A 13,690-nucleotide genomic window follows, 5' to 3' on the forward strand; every position below is an offset into this window, starting at 1 on the left:
ATAGATGAAGAAAACATTTTTTTGTATTGATTCCCATACCTGTGGTTGCCCAGTGCGCTTAGTGGCTGGAGGTGGTCCATATCTGAACGGGAATTCCATGATGGAACGCAGGCTCCATTTTATGGAGGAGTATGATTGGATCAGAAAAGGGTTGATGTTTGAGCCTAGAGGCCATGATATGATGAGTGGTAGCATTCTGTATCCACCCATTGATCCTAATAATGATACGGGTGTACTCTATATAGAAACCAGTGGTTGCTTGCCAATGTGTGGCCATGGTACCATTGGAACTGTGACCATTGCCATAGAGGAAGGATTGGTGATTCCGAAAGTACCAGGTAAACTCCGACTGGAAACACCTGCAGGATTGATCTTGATCGATTATTTGCAGGAAGGCTCAAAGGTCAAGACAGTAAAGTTGACCAATGTGAAATCCTTTTTATATAAATCAGAATTGACTGTAGACTGTCCTGATTTAGGTGAAATTGTTGCTGATGTTGCTTATGGAGGGAATTTTTATGCGATTGTAGATCCGCAGAAGAACTTTAGGGATATCTGCGATTTCTCCGCAAGCCAATTGATCCATTATGGAAAGTTGATCCGTTCCCTGTTGAATGAGAAGTATGAATTTATCCATCCTGAGGATGAAAATATTTTTGGTTTGAGCCACATTCAATGGACCGGGAAACCGACCAAGGAGAACTCCACAGGTAGAAATGCGGTATTGGTAGGCGAGAATGCCCTCGATCGCTCACCTTGTGGAACAGGGACTTCAGCTCGCATGGCGCAATGGTATGCAAAAGGAAAATTAAAGCCAGGAGATGAATTTGTCCATGAAAGTTATATAGGCTCGCAGTTTATTGGGCGGATTGAGGAAGAGACCCAATTGGCGGGTCAGGATGCCATCGTTCCATCAGTAGAAGGATGGGCAATCATTACGGGATATAGTCAGATTATCATAGATGATATGGACCCGTATAAAGAAGGATTTCAAGTTATGTAATTCACGATAACCATAGAATAAAGTGTCAAAAAACCATAAAGGAAATGTAGTTATTATCGGGGCTGGGATTGCAGGTCTATCCACAGCCTATTATTTATTAAAAGATGGTTGGCAAGTCACTGTCCTGGAGAAGGACAATGGCAAGAATAATTGTTCCTATGGCAATGCGGGCATGATCGTTCCTAGTCATTTTACACCTTTGGCAGCACCGGGAATGGTAGCCCAAGGAGTAAAATGGATGCTGAACAGTAAGAGCCCGTTTTATGTTAGGCCATCATTGAACCTCGGGTTGATCGACTGGGGACTGAAATTTCTAAAACATGCCAATGAGAAGCATGTAGAAAGGAATGCTGAAGCAATTCGTGATTTGAATCTGGAAAGCAGTAAGCTATATGATCAGTTGGCTTCAGAAGAAGGTCTTGACTTTGAACTGAGGCAGAACGGCATTTTGATGATGTACAAATCAAAAGAAGTCGAACATGAAGAAATAGTGTTGGCTGAGCGAGCAAACCGATTAGGATTAGATACTCAGGTTTTAGATCGGAATGGCGTGCAGGAATTAGAACCGAACCTCAAGGTCGATACATTGGGTGCTATTCTTTATAAGTGCGATGGCATTATGTATCCGCCTAAATTAATGCAGGAATTGACAACCTATCTTGTCCATCATGGAGTGGAATTTCAGTATGCAACTGAAGTTAACGGATTTGAAACCAGCGGAAATAAAATCAAATCCGCGGTGACCAATAAAGGAAACTTTCAAGCAGATGAGTTTGTGGTTACTGGAGGAGCAGCACTGGGCAAAATAGGAGCTAAATTACACTTGAAATTACCACTTATGCCTGGGAAAGGCTATTCCTTTATGTATAATCCAGAAGAAGGCACTTCGATGAATCATGCAGCACTTTTGTTGGAAGCAAGGGTTGCTGTGACACCGATGAACAATCAGATACGATTTAGTGGTACCATGGAATTGGGTCCTGCGAATGATAAAATCTATCAGAACAGGGTTAAGGGCATCGTTGAATCTATCCCAAAATACTATCCTGATATTCAAATTGACTATCCAAATGATATATGGTTTGGGTACAGACCATGTTCGCCAGATGGGCTTCCTTATTTAGGGAGGACCAAGAAATACAGCAATGTAAGCATTGCAGGGGGCGGAGGTATGATGGGCCTAAGTTTGGGGCCAGCCTTTGGTAAAAGCATAGCAAGGATCCTGTCCAATGAAAAGACAGAAACGAATATTTCCGCTTTTAATCCCGACCGATTCCAGTAGCAATTTTACCTACCTAAATTATGATTATGAAAAACCGGAAAAACATCGACCTTAAATCATTTATTGGAATTGGAATTATCGCTATGACTAGTGCTTCAACATATGCTCAAGAAAGTGGCTTGTACGATCATACCACTCCCATTGAACCTTATATCATACAATACAGAAACGACCTGCAGGCCATCAATTATTTTTATGGACCGATGCCGAAGGGTTGGGGATTTCAGAGTGCGGCAGCTTCTCTTGAACAAATAGACAGATTACTTCTTCTAGATCAGGAGTACGAAAAGAAACTGCAACAGTTTGACTATAAAAAACTCAATACCAATGGCCAGGTTGATTATATTTTACTGAACAGAAAAATCAAAAGGGATATTGAAAACCTTAAATCCAATCAAACCGCATATAACCGAGTGAAGGGTTACCTGCCTTTTGCAGATAGTATCCTTGAATTTGAGAAGAAAAGAAGACGTGGTGGAGCAGTGGATGCAAAGGAGGTAGCAACCGCTTTTGAAAAAGCCTCGGCCCAGGTTGATCAAGAACTTAAGAAATTGGAAGGAATGAAGGCTATTTCTTCTGCAGATGTTGAATATTTAGAAAGCATCTTAGAGTCTCTGAAATTAAGATTGGAAAGCTCATTCGACTTCTATAATGGCTATGAACCCATGTTCTCTTGGTGGGTTCCAAAATCCCATGATAGGTTACAGGAAAAGCTAAAGGAGTATAAAGAACTAATAGCCTCGAAATCAGATTTGAAGCCTTTTGATGATGGCAGTAACATCGCTGGTAAGCGCGTCGGCAAGGAGGTGTTAAATAAAATGCTGAAGGATGAAATGATTTCCTACAATGCCGATGAGCTCCTGAAAATTGCTGATAAGGAATGGCAGTGGTGTGTTGCAGAACTTTTGAAGGCTTCCAAGGAAATGGGCTTTGGCGAAGATTGGAAGAAAGCTCAGGAAAAAGTAAAGAACTCTTATGTCCCTGAAGGAAAGCAACCTGAATTGATCAATGAGCTGTATGATAAAGCCATGAACTTTATCAATGAAAAGCAATTGATCGATATTCCACCTTTGGCGGATGAAACTTGGGGAATGATCATGATGACACCAGAACGTCAATTGGTCAATCCGTTCTTCACGGGCGGTCGAGAGATCAGTATCTCGTATCCAACCAATACCATGACTTACGACCAGAAAATGATGAGCATGCGTGGAAATAATCCACATTTCTCCTTAGGAACCGTTCAACATGAATTGATCCCAGGACATCATCTGCAGTATTTTATGAACCGCCGGTATAAACCCTATAGAGAACAGAACTTCAATACCCCTTTTTGGACGGAGGGCTGGACCTTGTATTGGGAATTGCTATTGTACAGAATGGGATTCCCGAAAACACCTGAAGAGCGGATTGGGATGCTATTCTGGAGGATGCACCGTTGTGCAAGGATAACCTTCAGTATCAAATTCCATATCGGAGAATGGACCCCGCAACAGTGCATAGATTATTTGGTAAATCAAGTAGGACATGAGCCTGCAAATGCCCATGGCGAAGTAAAAAGATCCTTTGAAGGCTCTTACGATCCTTTATATCAACTGGCCTATATGATTGGCGGATTGCAATTGTTGAGCATCAGCGATGAAATGGTAGGCTCAGGTAAAATGACCTATAAGGAATTTCATGACCGTGTGATCAAAGAAAACTATATGCCTATGGAGATGCTGAGGGCTATCTTGACCAATCAAAACCTGAACCCTGACCATCAATCTTCTTGGAAGTTCTATAAATTCTAAACCAGTGACCTAAATTATGGAAGAAAACAAACAGGAATTTAAGAAATCATTGGGTCTATTGGATGCAACCATGTTGGTGGCCGGTAGTATGATTGGATCCGGTATTTTCATAGTTTCATCAGATATCGCGAGGAATACAGGTTCTGCAGGATGGCTGATGATCGTGTGGGCGATATCTGGGTTTAAGACTTTGGCAGCAGCATTGAGTTATGGGGAGTTGAGCTCGATGTTTCCAAAAGCTGGTGGGCAATATGTTTATCTAAAGGAAGCCTATGGGCCTTTGGTCAGCTTTACATTTGGGTGGACTTTTTTCGCCGTGATCCAGACAGCTACCATTGCTGCGGTTGGGGTAGCATTTGCAAAATTTACCGCCTATTTGTTTCCCAGTTTGGATGAGGATGTCTATTTGTTGACAATCGGGACCTATCATATATCATCCGCACAGGTGCTGGCTATTGGTGTCATACTTTTACTGACCTTTATCAATACCCTAGGCGTACAGAACGGGAAAGTCGTGCAGACGACATTGACCCTCATCAAGATATTGAGTTTGGTCTTGGCGGTCTTGTTTGGGTTTGCAGCCTTTGATCTAGAAGTCTGGAATCACAATTGGAATAGTGCCGATACCTGGAACCTGAGCCGATTGGCCGTAGAGGGAACTAAATCAGACTATACCTTTCTCGCAGGATTAGGAGCTATTTCAGCAGGTTTGGTTGGCGCATTGTTCAGCAGTGACTCCTGGCACTCTTCATCTGCCGTTGCTGGCGAGATTAAAAACCCGCAAAGGAATATAGGTTTGAGCCTGGCATTAGGGACCATTATCGTCACGGTAATTTACCTATTGACCAACTTAATGTATACTGGAGTCCTTCAAATGGAGGAAATGGCAAGTGCGCCTAAGGATAGGGTAGCCATGGTTGCTGCCCAAGAGATATTTGGTCCGATCGGTATCACGGTCCTTGCTATCATGATTATGGTCAGTACGTTTGGTTGCAATAATGGCTTGATCATGGCCGGTGCCAGGATCTATTATTCCATGGCAAAGGATGGTTTGTTCTTCAAAAAGACAAAAGAGCTCAACAAACACGCTGTGCCTAGCTATGCCCTTTGGCTGCAAGGGATTATCGCTTGTTTATGGTGCTTGACAGGAAAATATGGCGATCTCTTGGATATGATCACCTGCGTAGTGGTTATTTTCTATGTACTATGCATCATCGGGATTTTTATCCTTAGAAAAAACAGACCTGATTTACCAAGACCATACAAAGCTTTGGGATATCCCATAATCCCAGCAATTTATATTCTATTGGGAGTATCCTTCATATTGTTACTTGTCTTTTACAAACCACAGTTTACTTGGCCGGGAATAATTATTACATTATTGGGCATACCGATTTATTTTATTGTAAAGTCTAAAAAATCATCACTATGAAATTGAGAATTACTGCTTTTTTGCTGTTTATCCTTCATGTTTCCAGCTATGCACAAGGAACCTTGGATGATTATAAAAGGGCAAAGGAGGTTCGAAATAATTTTGGAAAGATCTATAATATTCCTCAGCAGATTACCTGGTCTGAGGATGGAGGGACTTTTGTCTATAAACTGAAACAAAAGGACAACAAAAGCATCCTGGTTTTGGTTGATGCTCAGGCAAAGAGCAAAAAAACCATTGATCTTGCGGCTGTATCCGATCAGATGTCCAAGGTACTTTCAGAAACTGTACCACTAAACAACAGTTATTTTGTGGGATTAAAACCGATCAACAACAATGAGATCGAATTCACCGAGAAGAAAAAAGTGTGGCGTTGGAATGTTGCAGAGAATAAACTTTCTATTCAAAAGGAATTGGATGACACCGATCGAGGTTCTGGATATTGGGGGCAAAAATGGGACGATAGCAAAGGAGATCCCGTTGAATCACCAGATCAGGTTTATCTGGCCTATATCAAAAACAACAATGTCTATGTCCGGAAGAAAACAGATCTAAATAGTGAAAAGCAAATGACTTTCGATGGAAGTCCAGGGCTCTATTACTCTGCAAGAATCGACTGGTGCCCTGATTCGAAAAAGCTGAGTACCACAAAAGTCAGGAAAGCTGAGGTTCGACAATTAACCTTGTTGGAGTCATCGCCTACGGATCAATTGCAACCAAAATTGCAGTATAGAGATTATTCAAAGCCAGGGGATGCCCTTTCGCAATATTACCCTGTCATAGTAAATGTTGAATCAGCACAGGTTATGGAGGTAGATCCTAAGCAAGTTGAAAATCAGTTTTCGTTGTACAACATACGTTGGAGACCAGATAACAATGCCATTACCTTTGAATACAACCAACGCGGACACCAACGCTATGACGTATTGGAACTGAATGCTGTGAATGGTCAAACAAAACCCATCATTTCAGAAACTAGCAAAACCTTTATTGACTATAGTGGCAAGAAATACAGAAAAGACCTGGAAAAGACCAATGAAATAGTATGGACTTCCGAGCGTGATGGCTGGAACCATATGTATTTAATTGATGCAAAGACAGGCAAAGTGAAGAACCAAATCACCAAAGGAGATTGGGTGGTGCGGAAAGTGATCAATGTTAATGAGGCGAATAGAAATATTATTTTTGAGGCCAGTGGAAGGAATAAAAATGAAGACCCTTATTTAGTTCGATATTACAGTATTGGATTAGATGGTAATAGATTGAAAGAACTGAGTCCAGAAGTTGCCAATCATCAAGGTTATTTTAATAAAGACTTTTCTAAGTTTATCGATATATACTCCTTGGTTGACCAAGCTCCTAAAGCAGTATTGAGAGATGCTAAGACAGGAAAGGTAGAATTAGACCTAGAAGGGGCGGATCTGTCGGAACTGGCTGCAACAGGATGGAAAGCACCCGAGGTGTTTTCATCAGTAGGTAGAAATGGGGAAACAGATATCTGGGGGATTATTATCAGACCGAATAATTTTGATCCTAATAAAAAATATCCCGTGATAGAATACATCTACGCTGGTCCACATAGCTCTTTTGTTCCAAAATCTTTTACCCCTGGCTTGTCTGGCATGTATGAATTGGCGGAGTTAGGCTTTATTGTGGTTCAGATTGATGGAATGGGAACTTCAAACCGTTCTAAAGCCTTCCATGATGTAGCTTGGAAAAATCTGAAGGATGCTGGTTTTCCAGATCGGATTGCTTGGATGAAAGCTGCAGCGCAGAAGTATCCGTATATGGATATTGATAAAGTGGGCATCTATGGCACCTCAGCTGGTGGACAGTCCTCAACAGGCGCTGTTTTGTTCCATCCTGAATTCTATAAGGTTGCGGTTTCTTCCTGCGGCTGTCATGATAACCGTATGGACAAGATCTGGTGGAATGAACAATGGATGGGCTGGCCAATCGGTCCGCAGTATGCTGAATGTTCGAATATTGAAAATGCCCATCGCTTGGAAGGTAAATTGATGCTAATAGTAGGCGAATTGGATGATAACGTAGATCCGGCCTCAACCTATCAACTGGTAAATCAATTGATCAAAAATGGAAAGGAACATGAATTGATAATGGTACCGGGTATGGGGCATTCCTCCGGAGGTGATTATGGCGAGAAGAAAAGAAGAGATTTCTTCGTGAAGAATCTATTGGGTGTAGACCCACCTGCTTGGAACATGTATTGATAAGCAAAAATCGTTCATAAAATAAATAAATAAAAAATGATGAGAACAATTGATAATGAAACAATAGATCAAGTACTGAATTATGATAGGATGTTGAATGCATTGTACAAGACCTTTATTTCCAATTTTACAATGCCAGTTCGACATCATCATTTTTACAGTACCCCCGAGTCCGCAGAGAATGCATTGATCCTAATGCCAGCATGGACCGACAAGTACCTTGGTTGCAAACAGGTAATTGTAGCACCCAAAAATGCCGAACAAAATTTACCTGCCATCCACGCCTTGTATACCTTGTTCAATGCGGAAACTGGTGTGCCATTGGCGCAGATGAATGCAACCAAACTAACCTCCGTACGCACGGCCTGTGCCTCAGCCTTGGCAGCTAAATACCTCGCTAGGGAAGAAGCTGAAAACTTACTGATTATCGGAAGTGGAAGTGTCGCCGCTCATTTGGCCCAAGCCCATTCGGCTGTAAGGAATTACAAGCAAATAGAAGTTTGGGCTAGAAATTCGGCTAAAGCTCAGGCTTTGGTAAATAGTCTAAATGAACAAGGATTTACCAATGTGAGCTTGGCAAACAATCTCCAAGAAGCTATACAAAAGGCTGACGTTATCTCCAGTGCAACGCTTTCAAAGGAACCTATTATCAAAGGAGCATGGTTAAAACCTGGCGTTCATCTGGATTTAATTGGCTCCCATACCCCGAAGACCAGAGAAGCTGACGATGAGGTGATCCGGAAAAGTTCTGTTTATGTGGATTCCAGAGAGGGTGCTCTCCATGAAACCGGAGAATTGGCCATTCCAATTGCTTCCGGGGTCTTGGATCCTCATCAGGTGAAAGCTGACCTGGTTGAACTATGTAAAGCCAATAAATCAGCAAGAAAGGATGATGATGAAATCACCCTGTTTAAATCTGCTGGGTTAGCCATTGAAGATTTGGCTGCAGCATTAATGGTTTATGAAGCTGTTGCTGAATAAATATTGCACATAAAATAAATCACAAATAAAGCCTCAAAGGTCGCTAAACTTTTAGCGACCTTTTTGTTTAGCATGCTATCTAGGTTTCCCCATTTATTTCTTTTTTGATTAGATTATTTCATTTGTTCAAGGATATGTTGATTATCTAATTGACTGATTGGTAGGTTAATGTTGATTTATTGTTAATAATTCTAATTAGGGTTAAAAATTGATAAATACTTGCTAAAATATGCCTCATGTGGAAGAGCATTCCTTGTTATCTTCGGAATAATTGTCTTAATAACATTTAACCATTATGAAGAAACCAAATATTATGCTCGTCATCCTATTTTCCTGTATACAGGTTTTATTTGCTCAAAATAAAATCCAGTTAAACGGGGAAGTAGTCAATACGACAGGGGAGAAATTATCGGGAGTGACAATTTCTCTAAGCAACTCTAACCAAAAGTTCATGACAGATGAAAATGGCTCATTTTCTTTCGAATATGTTCCAGGAACGGAGTTAACCATTAATTCCTTAGGATTTGCCACACAGCAAGTCACCTTGACTAATCAAACCACTTTGAGAGTCGTGTTGATTGAATCTGAGGAAAACCTTGAACAGATTGTCGTTGTAGGATATGGTACCCAAAGAAAAGGGGAGACGACCGGGTCGGTGGCCAGTGTCAAATCCGAAAGCTTTAACCAAGGTGCCGTTAAGGATGCAGGTCAATTGATTCAAGGTAAAGTTGCGGGTTTGAGAATTACGACGCCGAGCGGTGATCCTAACGGCTCTACCCAAATCAACTTAAGAGGTCTAAACTCCATCCAAGGGGCGGTAAATCCTCTTGTTATTATTGACGGGGTACCAGGCGACTTTAATTCGGTTGCTCCAGAAGATATTGAGTCGGTGGATGTCATGAAAGATGGATCTGCGGCGGCTATTTATGGTACGCGAGCTACGGGAGGTGTTATTTTTATTACGACGAAACAAAACCGTTCTACCGATGGAAGAACAACAATCGAATATAACAATTATGCATCTCTTCAAACCTTATTTAGGGTTCCTGAACTGATGAATGCCGATGATTATAGAAGGTTAATCGGAGAAGGACAAAACTACACTGATTTGGGCCACAGTACCAATTGGGTAGATGAAGTAACTCAAAACCCTTTCTCCCACAATCACAACCTTTCCTTATTTGGTGGCAATGCTAGAACCAATTTCACAGGAACCGTAAATTTCCGTGATTGGAATGGGGTTTTATTGAAAAGTGGTCAACAGCGCTTGAATGCCAGAGCCGATTTAAACCATGAAATGTTTGACGGAAAACTAAGGAGCAGAATCCAGATTATCAGCAACAGCATCAAGGCGTTGCAGGGTGGAAGCTCCGATTATATGTGGAGGCAAGCATTGATAAGAAACCCAACAGATAGAATTTACAATGACGAAGGGAAGTGGCAGGAGAACAACGCCTATATGTACGACAATCCATTGGGGATGATCAACGAAACGGTGAACGATCGCATATTCAGGGAAACCAGAATGAATGGATCCTTGGATTACCGGCCTATTGAATCCTTGAGCTTCAAAGCTATGTTCTCTAGGGTCCAGGATAATGATTTAACCGGCACGTCAACATCATTTAATCATGTTAATACCACTAAAAACAACCTGAATGGTACTGCTAACAGATTTACCCAAGCAGGTGTGGAAAATCTAATGGAATTGACCGGGAATTTCAACAAATCTTTCGGAGACCATCACTTCGCAGTTCTGGGTGGATACAGTTGGCAACGAAATACCTTCGAAAACTTCAGTGCCTATAATTATAATTTCCCAACCGATCAATACAGCTATAATTCCTTGGAATCTGGTATGGCATTAAAAGAAGGTTTGGCGACCATGAATAGCTATAAACAAGAATCAACTTTAGTTGGCTTTTTTGGAAGGTTGACCTATAACTATAAAGAGAAATACATGGCTATGTTGAGTTTGAGGAGAGAAGGGTCCAGCACATTTGGAGAAAACAACAAATGGGGTAATTTTCCAGCAGTTTCCATAGGTTGGGATATCGCAAAAGAAGATTTCTTGCTAAATCAACCTGCTATTAACCAACTTAAACTGAGAGCTGGTTATGGGGTGACAGGAACCATCGCAGGTTCACCATACAATTCCCAGATCAGCTATAACTATACCTTCGATCAAGGGGCCTATATCAATGGGAAATGGGTTCCAGGATTCGTGCCTGCCCGTAACTTCAACCCTGATCTGAGATGGGAAAGAAAAAATGAATTCAATGTCGGCTTAGACTACAGTTTAGCGAACAACAGAATTTATGGTTCCTTAGATTACTATAACAGAAGGGTCAAAGACCTCTTGTATTGGTTTGAGGTACCTGTACCTCCGTATTTGACTTCGACCATGTTTATCAATGCTGGCGAAATGAGCAACAGTGGCTTCGAAGCTTTGGTAAATGCTGATGTGTTCAACAAAGAAGGAGGAGTAAAATGGAAAACGGGAGTCGTTTTCTCGACCAATAAAAATAAATTGATCAACCTTTCCAATGACAGATTCGGAGTAACCCAAGAGTTTTTTGATGCTGGCTATACTGGCGAACCCATTCAAACCTTTACCCATCGCGTAGAAGTAGGGCGGAGCATCGGTGATTTTTATGTATGGAAAACTGTAGGCTTAGATGACGATGGAAAATGGTTGGTGGAATCCCAAAATGGAGAGATCATTCCAATCCAGGATGCAAGTGTGGAAGATAGACAATACTACGGAAACGGAATCCCAGATTTCAATTTAGGATGGAACAACAATTTCCAATACAAAATCATTGATCTAACCATAAACTGGAGAGGTGCATTCGGACATCAGATCCTGAATATGCCTAGAATGTATTATGAAAACCCGGTCAACAAAGCATACAATGTTTTGAAAACCGCATACGATCCAATCGATGGCAAGTTATTGAACAATGATTTAGTGTATGTGTCCCACTACATTGAGGATGCAGATTATTTCAAACTCGATAACCTAACCTTGGGCTATACCTTCAGACCACAATTGATCAAAGGTATCAGTAACCTTCGGATCTATGTTTCAGGCTTGAATTTGGTCACATTTACCAAATACAAAGGTTTAGACCCTGAGTCAACAAGTTATGAAGGAGAATTTCAGTTTGCACCGGGAATTGAGCACAGGGACCGATATCCAACTACGCGGACCTACACCATCGGATTGAATGTTAAATTCTAATAATACCATGAATCACATTCAGAGTTTGTATCAATTAAACTAAATCAAAATGAAGAATTTAAAATTAAAAAACATATTGCTCCTCAGCGGCTTATTCGGTTCGATCTTGATGTTCAATGCCTGTACCGATTTGAATGAGGAAGTGTACTCTGAGGTTTTAGGAAGCACCGTGGACCCCAAGGAAAGAGATCTGCCCTTTATTGTTGCTCCAACATATAGCTCATTCAGGTCCTTGATGTTTGGTTGGCAGGGTTATTTCGACCTTCAGGAAGAAAGTGCCGACCACATCATCACCCCAGTCCGACCAAACGGATGGGATGATGGCGGAACCTATAGAAGGATGCACCAACACATGTGGACCACCGAACAATGGCAACCCTATAATACTTGGAATCAAGCCTACGCAACCATTACCAAAGTAAATATGGTGATCATGCAGATTGAGGATGGCCTGTTGGCATTACCAGAAGAAACGGGAAAAGATGCCATTGCAGAGCTACGTGCTACGCGTGCTTTAGCCTACTATCTTTTGTTGGACAATCACGGAAATGTGCCAATTGTGACTGATTATCGGGATGATAGCCTGCCTCAACAAAAGACGAGAAAGGAATTATATGATTTTGTGATCAAGGAACTGGAAGAGGTCATTCCTATGCTTTCAGAAGAGGTCAGTTCGATGTATGGCAGGATCAATGTGTGGGCTGCAAAGACCTTACTGGCCAAGATCTATTTAAATGCAGAGGTATATATCGGAGTAGCGCAATGGGAAAAGGTCATCAAAGAGACCAATGATATTATTGCGAGCAACCAATACAGGCTAGATGATGATTACAAGAATGTATTTTCTCCTACCAATCAAAATTCCCCTGAAATAATATTTTCCGTTCCATATGATGAAGTCTATGGATTTGGAAATCAAATCCACATGAAAACCCTAGATCCACTGAGTAGGCTAGTTTATGGCATGGCTGCAGGACCATGGGGCGGGAACTGCGCAGTTCCGCAGTTTATTGATTCCTATGACAAGGATGATACTAGGCTATTGGATACTTGGATTCAGGGACCTCAATTAAATGTCAGCACGGGCGCTGAGGTCATCAACTATGTAAAACAAGTTCCTGGCATTGGAGGCGATGGAACCGTGGCTGCTTCAAATGCAGGCTATAGGATTGGAAAATATGCGATCAAGCAAGGGGCTACCAACAATCTGGATAATGATTACCCCATGTTTCGCTATGCGGATGTATTGATGATGAAGGCAGAAGCATTATTAAGAACAAATAAAGCCAATGAAGCAGCTGTTTTGGTGAGCCAAGTTCGTGCGAGGTCCTTCAAGGAAAATCCAGCCAAAGCACAGGTCACAGGAGCCCAATTAATGTTGGGTAGTAATTACAATTACGGCTGGCAGGAAAAGAACAATACGGTTACTGGAGCCAATGGAGGTGCTGATGTGAAGTACGGAAGATTCCTAGATGAACTAGGCTGGGAATTCGCCGCTGAAGCTAGACGGAGACAAGATATTATCCGCTTTGGCGTATTTCAGTCTAAATCATGGTTTAACCATAAACCTCATACCAATGCGCAATCCAGAACCTTATTTCCCATTCCTAATGCGGAAATCACCAAAAATCCAAATCTTAAACAAAATCCTGGTTATTAGTTAATGTTAAATATTAGTTCTGCCCATCTCATTCATTTGAGATGGGTTTTTTATTTATTCTGGT

8 protein-coding genes are annotated in these 13,690 nt (G+C 41.4%); all 8 read left to right on the plus strand.

Features of this window, described 5'->3' with window-relative positions; genetic code table 11:
• Nucleotides 1-4 precede the first annotated feature (4 nt).
• Nucleotides 5-1,003 (plus strand): 4-hydroxyproline epimerase, encoded by a 999-nt coding sequence (locus tag RT138_RS09945; RefSeq protein WP_313190548.1) that lies wholly within the window; start codon nucleotides 5-7, stop codon nucleotides 1,001-1,003.
• Between the two features lie 22 nt (nucleotides 1,004-1,025).
• Nucleotides 1,026-2,285, plus strand: coding sequence for an FAD-dependent oxidoreductase (locus tag RT138_RS09950; protein ID WP_313190549.1), 1,260 nt, complete (start codon nucleotides 1,026-1,028; stop codon nucleotides 2,283-2,285).
• 26 nt (nucleotides 2,286-2,311) lie between these two features.
• On the plus strand, nucleotides 2,312-4,078 hold the full coding sequence (locus RT138_RS09955) for a DUF885 family protein (RefSeq protein ID WP_313190550.1): 1,767 nt from the start codon (nucleotides 2,312-2,314) through the stop codon (nucleotides 4,076-4,078).
• Nucleotides 4,079-4,094: 16 nt separating this feature from the next.
• The gene (locus RT138_RS09960) at nucleotides 4,095-5,510 is read left to right on the plus strand and encodes an APC family permease (RefSeq protein WP_313190551.1); all 1,416 of its coding nucleotides are present in this window, start codon (nucleotides 4,095-4,097) and stop codon (nucleotides 5,508-5,510) included.
• On the plus strand, nucleotides 5,507-7,741 hold the full coding sequence (locus RT138_RS09965; RefSeq protein WP_313190552.1) for a S9 family peptidase: 2,235 nt from the start codon (nucleotides 5,507-5,509) through the stop codon (nucleotides 7,739-7,741). Before RT138_RS09960 ends, RT138_RS09965 begins: the two co-directional genes overlap by 4 nt.
• A 36-nt stretch (nucleotides 7,742-7,777) precedes the next feature.
• Nucleotides 7,778-8,722, plus strand: a complete 945-nt coding sequence (locus tag RT138_RS09970) for an ornithine cyclodeaminase family protein (protein WP_313190553.1) — start codon at nucleotides 7,778-7,780, stop codon at nucleotides 8,720-8,722.
• Nucleotides 8,723-9,017: 295 nt separating this feature from the next.
• Nucleotides 9,018-11,966: a SusC/RagA family TonB-linked outer membrane protein gene (locus RT138_RS09975; protein WP_313190554.1), complete on the plus strand. Its 2,949-nt coding sequence runs from the start codon at nucleotides 9,018-9,020 to the stop codon at nucleotides 11,964-11,966.
• A 49-nt stretch (nucleotides 11,967-12,015) separates the two neighbouring features.
• Nucleotides 12,016-13,626 (plus strand): RagB/SusD family nutrient uptake outer membrane protein, encoded by a 1,611-nt coding sequence (locus RT138_RS09980; RefSeq protein ID WP_313190555.1) that lies wholly within the window; start codon nucleotides 12,016-12,018, stop codon nucleotides 13,624-13,626.
• Nucleotides 13,627-13,690 lie beyond the last annotated feature (64 nt).

The organism is Sphingobacterium sp. (genome assembly GCF_032065005.1).
Classification (GTDB): Bacteria; Bacteroidota; Bacteroidia; order Sphingobacteriales; family Sphingobacteriaceae; genus Sphingobacterium.